Source organism: Vibrio sp. Isolate32, assembly GCF_022397955.1.
Lineage (GTDB): Bacteria > Pseudomonadota > Gammaproteobacteria > Enterobacterales > Vibrionaceae > Vibrio.
The window spans coordinates 19,567-37,769 of record NZ_JAKEUQ010000007.1 but is presented as its reverse complement, the minus strand read 5'-3'; the positions used below and the strand labels follow the sequence as shown (position 1 = coordinate 37,769).

Below are 18,203 nucleotides of genomic sequence, written 5' to 3'. Positions count from 1 at the left end.
ACAATGGTACGAGTTATCGTGAGCTTATAGCTCTCGTAACACTCTAAAGCCAAGATAGTTGGCTGCTGTTGAAGGCGGAACGTATAGCTCGTTAAATGCTTTGGCTTCTTCAGGAGAGAAGCTCCACGCCCCACCTTTGGCTAGGCCTTTCTGAATGGTTGTCCACTCCCATACATTACCTACCATGTCGTAGAAACCTGTTGGTGTTGGCATGAATGATTTTACCGGAGAGGTACTTACATTTGACCACGGTGTGCCTGCCCACCCCGTATTCGCTTTACCTGAACGGAACTCATTACCCCACCAGAAGTTGGTTTCTTGGCCTGCTCTTGCTGCCGCTTCCCACTCTTGTGGTGTTGGTAAGCGATAGGTAAAGCCCGTGTTCTTGGATAACCAACGAGTGTAGGCCATCGCATCATTCTGACTGACACACACTACTGGTGAATTGTCTGCTTGCTTGAAGCCCGGTTTTTGCCAGTCACTGTCGGCAACAGAGGTAATTTCAGCATTGGCGAAGGTATCGCAGGTATTCATTAGCTCTGCATCGGTTTGGTAGCCAGTGCTCTCTACAAACGCTCTAAAGTCTTGTACACGTGTTGGGGTTGCAGCTAAGGCAAACGGCTGTTTTATTGTCACTTGCTTGGCGCTGTTTTCACCCAGTAGGTAACGACCAGAGCCGACAACAATCATTTCAGGGCTCTGAGTGCTATCTTTCATCGGATCCGCAAACTTGGTGCCCACGTTTAAGTTATTTTGCTTGGCTTGTAACACGGCTCTTAGGTTGTGATCGCGAGTTATTTTTAGCTCTTGGTGGAAAGAGATGTAGCCTTCTTTCTCGATCGTCACCATGTGCGGACCGGTTGGCAGCATCACTTCAACAGGAGTGCTGCCGTAGTTGACGCCGTTGATTAGTACTTTGTCGTTATACTGATTTGAGCGAACTACCAAGTTAACCCAAGCGACTTCTTTTTGTTGGTCGTTGGCTTGTTGATCAGTTTGTGTGAAACAGTTGGATGACTGAATACCAAGCAGGCGACAAGGGGTGTTCTTGTTTGGGCGAGTTTCTAGGTTCGCAGAGATGACAGCGCGGTAGCGGTTATCTTCCGAGAAGCCTGAAGAGGTCACTTTGTGTTGCAGAACGTGAATGTTCAGTGATGTAGACGACAAGTGCTCTTTAACGGTTTTCGACTCTGTCGTGTTATCAATCAGGCTGTGTTGGAACTGTTTCACCGCCTTCTGAAGCGCTAGGGTTACCGTTTGATCAGAACATTGGGCTAATGTCATGTCGCTGCTACAACGATTGGTAAAGCTGACTGTCTGCTCTTGTGTCTGGGTGATCTCGTTTCTGAGTCTTTCAGCTCTTGCTCTCAGCTTGTCTTGCTCTAGCTGTGCGATGGCTGTTTCGGTTGCTGCTTTCTCGGCTTGGATAGCTTCAAGCTCCATAGCCAAACCTTGCTGCTTCTGCTTAGAGTCAGAAATTGCAAGTTTGCCTTCTTTCACGGTTTTCCATGCGTCTTGGAAGTGATTTTGAGCCGTCGAGATATCGAAGTCTGGCTCATCAATCATGCGCGTGTAATCTTGCTCTAGGCTTGCTTTGGCCGCTGCAAGTTTTTGTTCTGCTTCCACAGATAGTTCAGCGAGACGTGCCGTTTGCTGTGCTTGGTTGTCGACTTGGTTTTGTTTGTCTGCGACTTTCTTTTCTATAGCCGTTAACTCGGCATGCTTCTCGAAAAGCGAACTTTCAAGATCAGTAACAGACGCGGCCGTGATTGCTGGTGGTGTTGCTTCAGCGAAAACAGCAGGTGTCATTAAGCAGGGAGCAAGTGCAAATAATAGAGTGGGTAAACCTTGGCGCATGATGGGCTACTTCAATCGTAATTTAGGTTAATCGACTATTCTAAACGACAACGCCATTTCGTCTGCAGCTACTGTTTATTAAAATCAACAGTTTATAACTATCAACAAAATGGCGAGTGTTCATTCAGCTTCGTGAAATCGGTATGGCGATCTTCTACTGAGGGAATTAGCTTTCTTTGCTAGGAAGAAGCTTAACCCAGATAGTATCGCTGCCATTGATGGTGACTGTGCGGTTGTATGACTCGTAACCTTGCTTAGAGATGGTTACTTGATGACGACCGCTTGGTAGCGCAACCTCAAGAGGTGTGCTGCCATACTTAATGCCGTTGATGGTCACAGAGTCGTTGTATTGGTCAGAACGCACAGTTACGTTTGCCCATTTCTTGTCGCTCTTTTTGACTGCAGCTGCATCGCTGCCAGTTAAACAGTAGCGTGTCGAAACGTTCAATAGGTTACATGCAGCAACTGCTTCAGGTTTTGCTTGCAGCTGAGCTTGCATTTGCATGAAGTAAGAGTTGTTGCCAGAGAAACCGCTCTTGATCGGCTGGCTATCCTGAACGTGGATGTTCAGCTGAACACCTTGCAAGTTCTGCTTCGCCAAAGTGCTTTCTGTGAGCTGCTCAAGTAACTGGGTCTTGAACGTTTGCACCGCTTTTTGGTTCGTTAGGTATTTACCTTGTGCAGTACACTCACCAAGCGTCATTGTTGATGCACATGTCGTGGTGTAGCTGGTTTCCAAAACTGCACTTTCACGCAGTTCTGTAGCAATACGTTTTACGCGAGCTTCAACTTTAGACTCTCGTAGATTCGCTAACTCATTATTTAGACGAGCTTGCTTTTGCTTGATCTGAGAAAGGTGAATCTCACCTTCATTCATCGCTTGTTGATTGTCTAACTGAGCCGATTGATTTTCTTTAACTGCGGCCCATGCATCTTGGTAGCTTTTTTGAAAAGAGACCAGATCCGTTTCTGGATCTTCAAGTAGACGACTGTACTGTTTGTCTAGTACAGACTTGGCTCTGTTACGTTTTGCCTTAAGTTCTTCACCTTCGCGCAACAACTTACTATTTTTGTTTTGTAGTTGTTTTAGGTTCTCAGTCGCCGATACTTTGGTTGCTGAAATACGCTCAATATCTGAGTTTTTCTCTGTGATTTTTGCATCGATGGCTGAAACGGGATCGACTTGATTCAGTTCTTCAGCTGATACCGATGCAGATACCCAAAGTGGGGATAGCGCAAGTAAAAGCGCTGAAATTCGAAAGTTAGTCATAGGTCCCTGCAACTTATAGATTGTAATTGGCTCATTGATAATGTGTCTGCTTTCTAGTTGTGAGTCACTAGTTATTAGCAATTAACACAGTATCCGTCTTTATACCGTTTTATTGTATTTCAATCTACTCAAATGCCGCGTTTCGGTACTTTGGATACACTTTTTATAAGTTTTATGCGAATTGTTTGAGCTATAGAAGCAAATTTTTCAGCGATGTTCTGGTGATTAAATTCTCATTTATGAGTCATCTTGAGTGAGTTGAATAATGAGGTTGGGATTTATAAAAAAGCACCGGAAATATTGATTTTACATAGCCCGTAGTTTGTACACTCTTGATCATCTTTCCGGAGGCATGATCATGATGATCGCGATAATGATCTTTTCGCTCTTGCGAGCAAATAACTCTCAGGAACATTTACAAATTCATCTTATGCGCATTTAAGAGTATTATTATTAGTATGTTGACCCGAGTATTTTCCTGTCATGTCTAAACCTTTACCCTTTCCTAACCTAGACCTTTCTCCGCTCGGCCTTACTGGCCCTAGACCAGCTGAGATAATCACTTTGCCATCGCACATGGATTGTCACGATCATAGTTATTCTCAGGTGGTAATTGGTTTAAAAGGTCAGGCTGAATTTGAAGTCAGTGGTAAGGGAAATCTTGTTGGCCCTGGACAAGGTTGTGTGGTGACAGCGAGCTCTGATCATGCTTTCGGTGGTGTGGTCGGTCAGTCCGATATTTTGGTACTTAACATGCCCGTGCCGAGTGACGACGACCCGCTGATGCTAGAGAAGATTAACCAGCTCGAATCTTCGAACGTCTATTTCCAATTAGATTCGCAAATTCAGAAGCTTATCCATATGTTAGTGCAAGAGATGCAGGCGAGCCCTGATGATCTCTTATTAAGCCGAGCGTGCAATGACACGGTGATCGCGTTAATGCAAAGACACATCTCAGCATTTGAAACGTCAGTGAAGGATTCGCGCTTCGATCTTGAAGCACTTGATCGTTACATCGAGCAACATTTAGCAAGTAAGATCTCAGTCGCGCAACTAGCGGGGAGCGTGTTCTTAGGCGAGAGCCAATTCCACATGCTGTTTAAAGAGCAAATGGGCATTACTCCTCACCAATATGTATTAGGTAAGCGAATCGACCGTGCTCGACGCCTTATTGAACAAGGAAATTTAAGCCTTGGTCAGGTCGCAGAACTTGCTGGATTCTCCGGTCAATCCTCTTTTACCCACACATTTTCACGCCTTCAAGGCATGTCACCATCTCAATACAAAAAGCAAATTTCTGTTAAATAGTGAAACGAAACGGCATATTATATTAAAGTTTAATATGTGACATTGTGTTTGTTTTGTTAATAAAGCGAGTTTTTAGCAAAAAACTCGGAGTTTTTGACAAGTATTCCTTATATACTCTAAATACACTGCAGCCATTGTAGAGATCCCGGGCTAATTCCGGGTGTGAGATTAAGGAAAACGCATGTTTACAGCTACTGATGTGTTAAAGCCAGAATTCAACGAGCAGTCGCTTGATGATCTATGGTCGCTTATCTCACCATTATATATGGTGGATGAAACCCAATGGCTAGAGCAACTTCTGCCACTAGCTACCCCTTCTGAGTCTGAAAAGCAGCAAATCACAGACAAAACGACTTCTTTGATCGAAGCTATTCGTGCGGATAAGACTTCTATCCAGATGATCGATGCGCTGTTGCTTGAATACAGCTTAGATACTCAAGAGGGCATCTTGCTGATGTGTCTGGCGGAAGCCTTGATGCGTATTCCTGATTCAGCAACGGCTGATGCACTGATTCGCGACAAGCTAAGCGTTGCGGATTGGAAGTCTCACCTAAAGAATTCTGACTCGGTTTTTGTTAACGCTTCGACTTGGGGCTTAATGCTAACAGGCAAGGTGGTTGGACTTTCATCGAATGAGCAGAGTGCTGGACAAGCGGTTAACCGTTTAGTGAACAAGCTTTCTGAGCCAGTGATTCGTAAAGCGATGCACCAAGCGATGAAAGTGATGGGTCACCAGTTTGTTCTTGGCCGCAGCATTGCTGAAGCGCAAAAGAACGGTAAGTCTATGCGCGACAAAGGCTTTACCTACTCATACGACATGCTAGGTGAAGCGGCACTGACCACAGCTGACGCAAATAAGTACTTTAAAGATTACCTAATGGCGATTGAAGCCGTAGGTCGAGATACTTATGTCTCTTCAAAATCTAGCCCAGCGCCATCAGTGTCTATCAAGCTTTCTGCACTTCACCCTCGTTACGAAGTGGCGAATGAAGACCGCGTACTGACTGAGCTATGCGACACGCTAGAGCAGTTACTGCGTCGTGCAATTGAGCTTGATGTAGCGATCACGATTGATGCAGAAGAAGCGGATCGCCTAGAGCTTTCGCTTAAGTTATTCGAAAAACTGTACCGCAGCGACCTAGTGAAAGGCTGGGGCAAGTTTGGTCTGGTTATTCAAGCCTATTCAAAGCGTGCGCTACCGGTTCTAGTTTGGCTAAACCGCCTAGCAAAAGAGCAGGGTGACTTAATCCCACTTCGCCTAGTTAAAGGTGCTTACTGGGATAGCGAGATCAAATGGTCACAACAAGCAGGTTTCGATAACTACCCAGTTTACACTCGCAAAGAAGCGACTGATGTGGCTTACCTAGCGTGTGCACGTTACCTATTAAGCCCAAGCGTTCGCGGCAATATCTTCCCGCAGTTTGCGAGTCACAATGCTCACACGGTTTCTGCTATTGCAGTGATGACAGACCATAAAGACTTTGAATTCCAACGCTTACACGGCATGGGTGATTCACTTTACAACCATGCAATGGAAGCTTACCAACAGTCGGTACGTATTTACGCGCCAGTTGGTAGCCATAAAGATCTACTGCCATACCTAGTTCGTCGTCTGCTAGAGAACGGTGCAAACAGCTCGTTTGTACACCGTTTGGTTGATGCTCGTTGCCCTGTAGCAGAGCTAACGCAGCACCCAGTCGATATGCTTTTGGCATTCGATACTTTGAACAACACTAAGATTCCTCTGCCGCCAGCGGTATTCCCTGAGCGTAAGAACTCATACGGTGTAAACATTGATATCGAAAGCGAAGCGCATCAGTTTGAAGAGCAAGTCAAAGGCTTTTTGAATAATCAATGGACTGCTGGACCTGTGATCAACGGCGAATCTCTTGCCGAAAGCATGATCAAGGCTGATCAGAATGTTGAGCAAGTAACAGCTCCTTACGATCGTCGAATTAACGTGGGTCAGGTCGCTTTTGCAAACCTTGATCATGTTTCCGCAGCGATCACTGGCGCAGATGCAGCATTCGCTGATTGGAACGCAACTCCGGTTGAAACCAAAGCGGCTGCGCTTGATAAGCTGGCTGACTTGATGGAAGAGAATCTAGCTGAGCTGGTGGCGATTTGTCATCAAGAAGCGGGTAAGACCATTCACGACAGTATTGATGAAGTGCGTGAAGCGGTCGACTTCTGTCGTTACTACGCAAAGCAAGCTGATAATCTGCAAGGTTTCGAACTAAAAGGCTTTGATGGCCAAACTCGAATCGCTTCTCGACAAGGTCGTGGTGTCTTCGTTTGTATCAGCCCTTGGAACTTCCCATTGGCGATCTTCCTTGGCCAAATTACCGCTGCACTAGTGGCGGGTAACACGGTTGTGGCGAAACCTGCAGAGCAAACAAGCTTGATTGCAGCTCGCGCGGTTGAGCTGATGAAGGAAGCAGGTTTCCCTGCTGGCACGATTCAACTTCTACCTGGTCGTGGTGCAGAGATCGGCAGTGCGCTAACGAGCCACGATGCGATTGCCGGTGTTGCCTTCACGGGTTCAACACCAACTGCACAACGCATCAACGTGTCTCTGGCAAGTCGTAACGCTAAGCCTGTGCCGTTTATCGCGGAAACCGGTGGTCAGAACGCGATGATCGTTGACAGTACTGCACTGCCTGAACAAGTGGTTCGTGATGTCATTCGCTCTGCCTTTGCTTCAGCAGGTCAACGTTGTTCTGCGCTACGTGTGCTTTACATTCAAGAAGACATTGCAGACCGCGTGATTGGACTCATTCACGGTGCGATGGATGAGCTAAGTGTTGGCATTCCACATCTTCATAAAACGGATGTGGGCCCGGTTATCGACCAAAACGCGAAACAGAAGTTGATGACGCACCTAGAAAACATGACCAAGACCCAGAAGAAAGTAGCTCAACTTTCTCTTGGAGAGGATTGTGAGCATGGTGACTTCGTTCCACCAAGTGCATTTGAAATCGATGACATTAGCTGTTTGAAAGAAGAGCAGTTTGGTCCTGTGCTGCATATCGTTCGCTTCAAAGCGAGTGAACTGGCGCAAGTGGTAGACCAAATTAACCAAACCGGTTTTGGCTTAACCATGGGTATCCACAGCCGTAACGAGACAACTTACCGTTGGATCGAAAAACACGTTCGTGTGGGTAACTGTTACATCAACCGTGACCAAGTAGGTGCTGTTGTTGGTGTACAACCATTTGGTGGTCAAGGCTTGTCTGGTACTGGCCCTAAAGCGGGTGGTCCTCACTACCTATACCGCTTTACTGATGTTCATTTCTCTCAATCACAAGACAAGGCATAAGGAGCAGTATCATGGTTCATCAAGTGACAGGTTTTTCTGATGCTTTCTTGGCGTGGGAACAATGGAATCTTACCGATTTTGATCATAAGAGTGCTCAGGTACTTGCATTCAAATCAGAGATCGAAAGCCAATCTACGTCTTTGGCGGCAGTGGCAACTTATCACCTAGAGCAAGCGTCTGCGCTGCTTTCTGAGCAGCATCTAATGGCTGGCCCTACTGGTGAAACAAACGAGCTGTATGCTGCAGGTCGTGGTGTGGCTTTGGTGATTGTTGATGATTGCCAAGACAAAGAGCCAGCACTGCAAACAGCAACGGCGATGATTACCGCTGCACTATTAGCGGGTAACAGCGTGCAACTGTGCAGTGATGACGTGCAATTCAACACGTTGATCGCTGATGCGGCGAAACAAGCGAATCTACCGACGAACTTGGTGCAGGTTGCTTCGTACGACGCGGCTCAACAGCTGCTGTCTTGCGATGTACGTAGCGCAGGTTACGTAGGTAATTCACAAACGGCTCAAGCTATCAATTTACAACTTGCTAAGCGTGACGGTGCCATCGTCAGTTTAGTAGCTGAAACGGATCTGACAGCAATGCATGTTGCTCACGATCCACACCTATCGCTACGCTTCATTACCGAGCGTACGCGAACTATAAATATAACAGCCGTGGGCGGTAACGCGACCTTGCTCGAACTTGGAAGCGAAGCTCACTAACCTTCAGTAACAATGGCTCTAAGCAATTGGGTTTTCTACCTCAGTGCTTTGGAGCCACAATCCCTAACTCAATGTAATGGCTTGCCTTTATTTAGGTAAGGGCAGGGTATTGGGTTAGGCATGGAAGGCTTTTTACAAATGAGGACTATCTAATGATAGAAAACAGTTTTGCAATAACGACGACGTTCATTGCGTATCTAATTATGATGCTGGCAATCGGTGTTATTGCTTACAAACGTACTTCTAGCTCGACAGACTACTTCCTTGGTGGTCGTTCGCTAGGCCCATGGCCTGCTGCACTTTCTGCTGGTGCATCAGACATGAGTGGTTGGTTATTACTTGGTCTACCGGGTTACGCTTACGCTGCTGGTTTTGAAGCATTCTGGCTTGCTGGTGGTTTGCTAGTTGGTACTTGGGCGAACTGGTTAATCAGTGCTAAGCGTCTGCGTACTTACAGCATTACGACAGAGTCACTGACACTACCTGAGTTCCTATCTCGTCGTTTCAATGATAATTCTAAGCTGATCCAAACAATTTCTGCTTTCTTTATCCTTTTATTCTTCCTTTTCTACACAAGTTCTGGCTTGGTAGCAGGTGGTAAGTTGTTTGAAACGGTATTCGGCCTAGATTACACAACAGCGGTAATCATCGGCACTGTATGTGTGGTTTCTTACACGCTATTTGGTGGCTTCCTTGCGGTATCTTGGACGGACTTGGTTCAAGGTCTACTGATGTCTGCTGCGCTATTGATTGTACCAATCGCAGCGATGAATGGCGGTCTTGGTCAGCTATCGACTGATCTTCACAACATCAACCCAGAGCTGCTAACGCTATGGAATGATGCGAAAGGTGAACCACTGTCTGCTATCGCGATCATTTCGCTAGCGGCTTGGGGTCTTGGTTACTTCGGTCAGCCACACATCCTTGCTCGTTTCAAAGCAACACGTACTAATAAAGACCTAGCAACAGCGCGTCGTATCGCTGTGGTATGGACAGCACTGTCTATGGTTGGTGCAATGCTAGTAGGTCTGGTTGGTCTTATTTACGTGACTAACTCCGGCGCGCCTAAGCTAGACGATGGCGAGAAGATCTTCATGCTTCTTGTTAACGCGATGTTCCACCCAGTAATCGCAGGTATCCTACTGGCGGCTATTCTTGCTGCAATCATGAGTACTGCGGATTCACAACTTCTTGTATCTTCATCTGCGATGGCAGAAGACCTTTACAAGCAAGTGCTTAAGAAAGATGCGACATCTGAAGAGATCGTTCGTGTGGGTCGCTTTGCGGTAATCATTATTTCTCTTATCGCGCTATTCCTAGCGATGACGCCAGACAGCTCTGTACTTGGTCTTGTGTCTTACGCTTGGGCTGGTTTTGGTGCGGCATTTGGTCCAGCTATCGTGATGAGCCTTTACTGGTCTCGCATGAACCGTAACGGTGCTCTAGCGGGTATCGTGGTTGGTGGTGTGACTATCGTACTTTGGAAACAGTTCACGGGCGGTTGGTTCGACGTTTACGAAATCGTACCGGGAATCATCCTATCGACTATCTCTATCGTTATCGTGAGCCTAATTACTGGCGAGCCAGAAGACGAAGTGAAAGCGCAACACGCTGAGTTCGAGAAGAACCTGGTAGAGCTAGACTAATTTACACTGTAAAAATACAAGAGAATTAGCAAAAGAACATGAGCTAAAAAGCAATTGCAAAAAGTAAATGTAAAAAGCAATAGAGTTACTTCGGTGGCTCTATTTTTTATTGCGCTGAGTCTTGATGATTTTTGGCAGAATTACCCATCAGCCGCGCCTCGCAAGCCCTTTTAAGAGGTATGTAGAGACTCACTTAAGGCATGTAGCAAGCGAGTTTAATCGGATGTATTAGGCTCTTAGCAAAACACCACTTTAAATGAGTACGGGCGATTTTACATAACGCTGAGTGATTTATAAAAAAAGATCCAGATCACAAAGATACTCATTCGGTTCAATATTAAATAATAATCATTAGTGTGGCCTGTATATTGTTGGTGAATAGCATAAAGAGGTTGTTATGAAAAAATATTATTTAGCGACGGCACTATGCCTCACCTTAGTTGGCTGTAGCTCAACATCAAAAACTACCGAAACGCCAATCCAGCCGGATCCGGCATGGACTTCAGGCCAGTTACAAAATGGCCTTACCTACCACGTTTACCCAGATCATGAAAAATCCGTATCTGTACGTTTAGTTGTGCACGCGGGTTCGATTCAAGAGACTGATCAACAAGAAGGTTACGCACACTTCTTGGAACACATGGCATTCAATGGCAGTAAGAATTTCTCTGAAAATGATGTGATTCGTCTATTCGAAGATGCAGGCGCTAGCTTTGGTGCTGATATTAATGCCTATACCTCTTATGAAGAGACGGTCTACCAGTTAGATTTGCCCGATAACATCCAATTGCAGTCTGCTTTGACGTGGATGCGTGACATTGGCGATGGTCTTGATCTATCAAGTTCAGAAGTTGAAAAAGAAAAAGGCGTAGTTCTTGGTGAGTTCCGTATGGCTCGCCTCGATGATAAGTCATTCGGAGATATATATTATGATCACTTCATTGAAGGTGGCCCGTACGAGTCGCAAGATGCACTAGGGACTAAATCGTCGATTGTGAATGTCACTCCTCAAGGCATCACCAACTTTTATCAGGCTTGGTATCAACCTCAAATCGTTGAGCTAGTGGTTTCTGGTGATGTGGACCTTAAAACCGTGATTCCACTCATTGAAGAAAAGTTTTCTAGCTGGGAGCGTGGCGACACGCCAAGACCAGAGAAACAGAGAACGACCTCATTCAATGAAGATGATTATGTTGAGTACGCAGGAAGAGAAGCGCCAAGCATCACTCTGACGTTTAATCGAGGTTTAAATAGAGTTGAAAATCATGCTAAGCAGCATCAACGCTGGTTAGATGAAACCTCTCAACAATTGATTCGACAACGATTAGAAGCGGTATTCAATGATGCCGCGCTGCCTACTCAATGGATAGCGTTTGATGGCTATCGAATGGGTGCTCTGCACTATTCGTCAATAAGTGTTGGGTTTCCGGCTGGAGACCGTGAAGTTATCCAGCAAGATCTGCTGTCTACCTTGGCATCACTGCGTGATTTTGGTGTTTCGGAAACGGATATTGTTGGCGAACAGCACTATTACCAAGACTTGCTGGATAATATCGAGCATGACTGGGATAAAATGGACAGCGTTGAACACGCGAACTACAAAGCGAGTGCTTTAGTCACTGATCGAATCGTCCAATCACAGAAAGACTATCAAGTAAGTTTGGAAGCTTTCATCGCTAACTTGAGCCTTGAAGTGATTAACGACAACATCAAAAATCTACTTTCTGATGATTACTTTATTGTTATTGGGATGGATGACTCTGAAGACAGAACAGCGGTCATCAACTCTCTCGATAGTTTAAAAGCCACGTATAGCGAGGCGGGAGTTCCGCCGCTTGCGATTGGAACAGCCAGTGCTTTTGCAGTACCTAGCTTGCAAGGCGAGGTTGTACTTGCGGAACAAATGTCCGTAGACCCATACATCCAAAAGTGGACGTTAAGCAATGGTATCGACATGTGGTACCTGCGTGATTATGGTGCGGGCGATGATGTTGGTTTGATGTACATGAGCCTCGGCGGAAAAGCCGCTTTGGATCCGAGCTTGTACCCTGCCGTTGAAGTTGCGTTACCTACGTTCGCTCGAAGTGGTGTCGGTGAATTTACGGGTTCTGAGCTTTTAGCGTACTTTGATCGTGAAGATATTAGAGCTGATTCCTTTATTGGCAACACGCGCCATGGTGTTGAATTTAGTATTAACAAAGATGGGCTTGAACACACGTTTGCTGCGCTTTATACCTTCATAACTGCGCCTAAAATTGTTCCCGAGCAGTTAGAGGCAGTGAAGCAGGAGTTTGTACAAGGTCAAGAATCTTTCTTGAGCAGCCCTGTTGGTCAGTTTGAACGAGCGGTAAACCACAATATTTATCGTCAGGAAAGTGGACATTATCTTGTAGATAAAGAGCGTGTTGAAGCGGTTTCTGTGGAAGACGTCGCTAATCTTCATCAGCAGCTGTTTGGCCAATTGAGACATAACCAATTGGTGATCGTGGGTGACATCGACCCAAGTGACTTAAAGCCTTTGGTTGAGCAATACCTGGCTTCGATTCCATTAGACAAAGCCGAGGTTCCAGACTTTAAGGTGGCTTACAAGCAGCCATCGGAATCACGCATTGATTTAGCCATCAATAATGTGAATAGTGCAGAGTACATCCTACGAGTTATCACTGAGCCTAGCGTTGAAGTTAAAATGTCGGCAAAAGATGTTTTCATGGAAGATTTACTGCAACGCTTGCTAGCGACTCGTTTAGATACCTATATTCGTGAAGAGTTGAGTTTAGATTACTCGCCTTATACGTATTCAGCATCCGCAGATAGTGAATTTAGTGGTGAGTGGGTTATCGGGGCGATGGTAGCGCCGGAGAACGTTGAACAAGTCGAAGTGGCGATCGATAAGGTGATTGCAGACCTTTTACAAGGCGTCTCTGAAAAGGAAATGCAAGCAGTCGTGAAACAGTTTGAAGCTGACTTTAAGCCTCTAGAGAATAGCTCTATCGACCAAGCGTGGTTTGTGTCTCGTTACTTGCTCCATGATTACGGTGTCGAAGCTTTGTCTCAAGTTGAGCGTGTTGCGAGATCGATCTCTGTCGAAGAGATGAATGCGTTGGTGCAAAGTATCTTTGGTGAAAATAGCCGTAAGGTTAAGAACATTATGCGTCCCAAAGCCTAAAGCTTGAAACCAACAGAAAGAGACAACTCAAAGCCAAGCGATCATCGCTTGGCTTTCTTGTTTTTCCACCATTCATAACATCTATACATCACCTGTTGTTAAGCCGTTTTAGAACTATGTAAATCTAAATTGCGAGAACGCTTAATCGGTTGCATCGTATCGTTTTCTAAAAAAGGTTTTAAATCAAGACAGCGTTTCATTTGTATTGTATATTGGCGATCTACGAGAATATTGTTTGGATATTAGATTGCTTAAACTGGGTACCCGATTAGTCTTAATGTTGTTTTTACTGAGCTTTGGCTTAGTGAATTCTAACGGCTATTCGTTTCCTTCTAAGCCGTTTCAAACATACTCGGCGCAAGAGCAATCTTCACCGAATGATCTTTGTAAACAAGCCGTTACGGATAATCCGTCGAGCTACTTAGAATGCGATAAGGATCGGTTTGGCAGCGTGCCTTCTGGTGATAGTTCCAACTATCACGACACTGAGTCGAGCCTCCAAGCAGCAAACTTCAGACGTATGCTCAGTAACGAGCAAGAAAGCGTGGCCGATCTTGAGCCTGCTTATCATCTACTGATCGACTTCTCTCCCCCTTCAATACTGGCTTCTCTGCTTTTCAACACACCGTTGTTGGATTCTAAGCAGCATTGGACCAGCACTGTGAGTTCTCGGTCCTTCCGGCTCTCTGGGTGGAAAGAGGGCAACATCCAATATTCCCACTTCCGAGAACTTCTTAGCTAATCGTTTGACCCTAAATTGGTCGTATCGTTGGTCACTTGTGCCCGTTGAGCTCGCCAGTTAACCAACACAAACATAGCGACATCAGCTTTAGCATCACTATCTTTCAATCAGCTTGTTCTGGTTGTGATTAGCCATCGCTCGTGTTCGCAAAATATTAGTTCAAAGAAGAGATCTTGACTGTGAAAAAACGCATTCCAAGAAAACAAATTAACCACTATTCAAAGTGGAAATACGTGGTGCTTATCGCCACTATCATCATCATGGTTCTGAGTGCTTTACCTTCTTGGTATGGCGAGAATGCATCGGTTCAAATTAACAATCGCTCTGAGCAAACCATCGACGCGACGCAGGTGACCCAATACCTTGCAAGCGAAGGCATTCAAGCCAAATCGGCATTTCAAAAAGACAACCGTTTGGTGGTGATCTTGGAAGATGCAGAACAACAAGCGAAAGCCAAAGAGGTGCTGAATGAGCGCCTATTGGATAACGCGACTGTTGCGCTAGCGATGGAGCCTGCAGCACCAAAATGGTTGACTGACATGGGCTTCGCGCCGATTCAGCTAGGCCTTGATTTACGTGGTGGTGTGCAGTTCCTGCTAGAAGTTGACATGGAACCGGTTTACCACGCACAAGCGCAATCTGTGGTCGACGAGATCACCAGCCAAGTGCGTTATGCACGCGGTAAAGTGGTGGACAACCAAGTTGAATTTAACTTCCGCACTGATGCAGATTTCGAGAAAGCACAAAAACTGATTCGTGAAGAGTTCCCACAATGGCAGCGTGACCGTTCAGATAAATCGCTAACGTTAACTCAGTCTGAAGAAGAACAAAGAACGCTACGCAACCTAACGGTTCAACAAAACCTACAAATCATGCGCAGCCGTATTGAAGAGCTCGGCATCACGGAGGCATCGATTCAACGCCAAGGTGAAAGCCGTATCCGTATCGAACTTCCGGGTGTTCAAGACCCAGCAGCCGCGAAAGACGTGATTGGTGCTACGGCATCATTGGCGTTCTACTCGGTTTACGACAACCCAACACGCAACACTCAAACGCTAAAAGATACCGATGGAAACCGTGTGGTTGTCGCTCGTAAAGCAGTACTAAGTGGCGAGCACATTATCGATGCACGCAGTGGCATTGGTGAAATGGGCAGCGCAGAAGTAAACATCACGTTGGATTCTTCTGGCGGTAAGAAAATGTCTGAGTTCTCTCGTCATAACATCGGTAAGCCAATGGCGACGGTTTACAGCGAGTACAGCCGCGACAGAGCCGGTAATAGCGAGAAAACCAGTGAAGTGATCAGCGTTGCGAACATCCAATCTCAACTGGGCAGCCGCTTCAGAATTACAGGTGCAGGCAGCATGGCTGAAGCGCAAGAGCTGGCTCTGTTGCTTCGCGCAGGCTCACTAACTGCGCCTGTTACCATTATTGAAGAGCGTACCATTGGTCCATCTTTGGGTGCAGAAAACGTGACTAACGGTTTTGCTGCATTGGCGCTTGGTCTTGGTCTTACTCTTACGTTTATGGCGCTATGGTATCGCCGTCTTGGTTGGGTCGCGAATGGTGCGCTTATCGTTAACATGGTAACGCTATTTGGTCTGATCGCATTGCTACCGGGTGCGGTATTAACACTGCCGGGTATTGCTGGCTTGGTATTAACCGTTGGTATGGCGGTAGATACTAATGTACTTATCTTCGAACGTATTCGAGACAAAATGAAAGAAGGACGCAGCTTTGCTAGCTCCATCGATCGTGGTTTCGATAGCGCGTTCTCATCTATCTTCGATGCTAACTTCACCACCATGATTGTAGCCGTCGCTCTTTACACCATTGGTAACGGACCAATTCAAGGCTTTGCTTTGACACTAGGCTTAGGTCTTCTAACCAGTATGTTTACGGGCATTTTTGCTTCACGAGCGATCATCAATTTGGTTTGGGGGCGTGACCAACGCCACGATGTAAGGATTTAAGCATGAGTACTTCAACAAAAATGACAATTTCAGAACGCTATTTTTCAAATAGTAATATGACTCTTCTGCGTAAGGTGATGTCGGTAATCTCTATTGTGCTGTTCATGAGCTCGGTGATGCTGGTGGCCGTGAAAGGGTTTAACTGGGGCTTGGACTTTACAGGTGGTGTGGTTGCTGAGGTTCAACTTTCAGAACAAGTGACCAAAGACGCACTGAAAACACAGCTTGATGCCGCTTTCCAACAAGACGTGCAAGTGGTTGGTATGGCAGAGCAAGACCGCTGGACCATTCGCTACAGCCAAATAACAGACGCACCGCAGATCAACTTAGTTGATGCTTTGGCATCGGTGAGTGACCAAGTGAAAGTGCTTAATAGCAGCGTGGTTGGCCCTCAAGTGGGTCAAGACATGGTTGACCAAGGTGGCTTAGCGGTATTGGTGTGTTTCTTAATGATCATGCTTTACCTAAGTGTACGATTTGAATGGCGTTTAGCTCTCGGTGCTTTGGCTGCGATCATTTACGACGTGACGATTATCTTCGGCTTATTCGCTTTGACTCAGTTTGAGTTCAACCTAACGGTGTTAGCGGCGGTATTAGCGATTCTGGGCTACTCACTGAATGACTCGATCATCATTGCGGACCGTGTCCGTGAGATGCTGCGTGGTAACCCTAACGGCGATACCGACAACCTGCTTAACGAATCAATCAAAGCAACGTTCTCTCGTACCATGGTGACTTCAGGTACGACGCTGTTGACGGTATCTGCGCTTTGGTTGCTTGGTGGCGCAGCGCTACAAGGTTTTGCTATTGCATTGGTTGTGGGTATTGCGAGTGGTACATGGTCTTCAATCTCGGTCGGTATCACCCTTCCGAAATTACTTGGCCTACAGCCTTGTCACTACCAAGTGAAACCGCCTGTAGAAGTTGAGGGTGAGTACCCTTAGGTTATCTACTGTCATAATGCTGCAACTCAGTAAGTGAGCTTACTTTAGCCCTTCGTTTTTAACCAAACGAAGGGCTTTATTTTATTTAAGAGTCAATTAGTTAGAGAAAAGATAGCCTATTTCAAAAAACGACGGGTTGAGCAGGCAAGCACTAATGATATGAAGTATGTTTATATGACGTTAGTAGAAATGAGGCAAGGGAATGGAATATCGACATCAATGTCACGTAGGCGACCACGGTGACGCACTGAAGCACCCTGTATTAAGTGCTCTGGTTCAGTCATTAATGCAGCAGCATTCGCGCCTCAATGTTATCGACACTCACTCAGGTACAGGGTGTTATGACCTAACCACTGCGCCAAGTAATCACGCGGGAGAATTTGCAGAAGGGGTTGGATACCTTTGGCGAAACAAGGCTTACCTTCCTGAGTCATTCGCATCTTTTATGTCGGTGTTGGAATACTACAATCCGAATCAACTTATCACGCTGTATCCCGGCTCGGCGGCGATTACCTATCAACAAGGTCGTAGCCAAGATAGCTTCTATTTCTCCGATATTCAGCAAGATGAAGCCGATTTACTGCAAACCAATATTGAGAAGTTGCAACGCGATCTCGATGTCTCTAGCAAGCTCACTATTACTGCGGGCGATGGGCTTAAAGCACTGCCTGACGATGTCGCTAAACATGACAGCCACCACCTGGTTGTGATCGATCCTCCTTACGAAACGGGTTCCGAATATCTCGCGGTGATTGATGCTTTGGTTAAGGCCTATCAGCAGTCAGAGAGAGTATCTGCATTAATTTGGTATCCGTTATACACAGATGATCGAAGCGCTTTAATATTGGACCACTGTGTGACAGCGGTGAAAGATGGCTTGTTGCCAAGTCCGATAAAGTCGGAATTACGATTGCGCGATCCGAAAGGAGATGACCGCCTTATTGGTAGTGGCTTGCTGTTATTTAACCCACCGCAAGGCATTGCAGGGACGGTTGCTGACACGCTTGATTATTTATATAGTCAGCTCGCAACTAATGGTGAAGGCTATTGGCAAATGAAAAGTCTATAAATCTGATTGGTATGGTATTTCTGATTAATTAGTAGACACAGCTCACTAAGTCACTGTTATTTATGTGGTTTAAATTGACCAAACGCTAACTTTTATCGATTGATTAATTGCCGTGAATCATTTAAAAATGGAATATTAGTGCGCGCAAGTGCATAATGGCTCATAAGTTAAATAATTAGCCCGAATTAATATC

11 protein-coding genes are annotated in these 18,203 nt (G+C 45.8%); 9 read left to right on the top strand and 2 right to left on the bottom strand.

Going from position 1 to position 18,203, the window contains the following annotated elements; all coding sequences use genetic code 11:
* Positions 1-24 precede the first annotated feature (24 nt).
* Together L1D11_RS07170 and L1D11_RS07165 are read right to left on the bottom strand one after the other, a co-directional pair.
* A complete protein-coding gene (locus L1D11_RS07170) occupies positions 25-1,857 on the bottom strand; it encodes a formylglycine-generating enzyme family protein (protein WP_239832170.1) in 1,833 nt (610 codons plus the stop codon).
* A gap of 166 nt (positions 1,858-2,023) precedes the next feature.
* The gene (locus L1D11_RS07165) at positions 2,024-3,127 is read right to left on the bottom strand and encodes a PEGA domain-containing protein (protein WP_128163041.1); all 1,104 of its coding nucleotides are present in this window, start codon (positions 3,125-3,127) and stop codon (positions 2,024-2,026) included.
* Between the two features lie 483 nt (positions 3,128-3,610).
* On the opposite strand from L1D11_RS07165, the gene L1D11_RS07160 reads away from it, so the two are divergent.
* From L1D11_RS07160 to rlmJ, 9 genes are all read left to right on the top strand, one after another.
* Positions 3,611-4,435 carry an AraC family transcriptional regulator gene (locus L1D11_RS07160; RefSeq protein ID WP_239832169.1) on the top strand — a complete coding sequence of 275 codons (825 nt, stop codon included), beginning with the start codon at positions 3,611-3,613 and terminating at the stop codon, positions 4,433-4,435.
* Positions 4,436-4,616: 181 nt separating this feature from the next.
* A complete protein-coding gene (gene putA / locus L1D11_RS07155; RefSeq protein ID WP_239862304.1) occupies positions 4,617-7,754 on the top strand; it encodes a bifunctional proline dehydrogenase/L-glutamate gamma-semialdehyde dehydrogenase PutA in 3,138 nt (1,045 codons plus the stop codon).
* Between the two features lie 11 nt (positions 7,755-7,765).
* On the top strand, positions 7,766-8,470 hold the full coding sequence (locus L1D11_RS07150) for a hypothetical protein (RefSeq protein ID WP_004736898.1): 705 nt from the start codon (positions 7,766-7,768) through the stop codon (positions 8,468-8,470).
* A 155-nt stretch (positions 8,471-8,625) separates the two neighbouring features.
* Complete coding sequence (gene putP, locus L1D11_RS07145) at positions 8,626-10,116, top strand: sodium/proline symporter PutP (protein ID WP_239832215.1); 1,491 nt, start codon at positions 8,626-8,628, stop codon at positions 10,114-10,116.
* A 397-nt stretch (positions 10,117-10,513) separates the two neighbouring features.
* The gene (locus L1D11_RS07140; RefSeq protein ID WP_239832167.1) at positions 10,514-13,282 is read left to right on the top strand and encodes a M16 family metallopeptidase; all 2,769 of its coding nucleotides are present in this window, start codon (positions 10,514-10,516) and stop codon (positions 13,280-13,282) included.
* A 277-nt stretch (positions 13,283-13,559) separates the two neighbouring features.
* On the top strand, positions 13,560-14,024 hold the full coding sequence (locus L1D11_RS07135; protein WP_239832214.1) for a hypothetical protein: 465 nt from the start codon (positions 13,560-13,562) through the stop codon (positions 14,022-14,024).
* 173 nt (positions 14,025-14,197) lie between these two features.
* On the top strand, positions 14,198-15,997 hold the full coding sequence (secD, locus tag L1D11_RS07130; protein ID WP_239832166.1) for a protein translocase subunit SecD: 1,800 nt from the start codon (positions 14,198-14,200) through the stop codon (positions 15,995-15,997).
* A gap of 2 nt (positions 15,998-15,999) precedes the next feature.
* Positions 16,000-16,941, top strand: a complete 942-nt coding sequence (secF, locus tag L1D11_RS07125; RefSeq protein WP_239832165.1) for a protein translocase subunit SecF — start codon at positions 16,000-16,002, stop codon at positions 16,939-16,941.
* A gap of 202 nt (positions 16,942-17,143) precedes the next feature.
* A complete protein-coding gene (gene rlmJ, locus L1D11_RS07120; protein WP_239832164.1) occupies positions 17,144-18,010 on the top strand; it encodes a 23S rRNA (adenine(2030)-N(6))-methyltransferase RlmJ in 867 nt (288 codons plus the stop codon).
* Positions 18,011-18,203 lie beyond the last annotated feature (193 nt).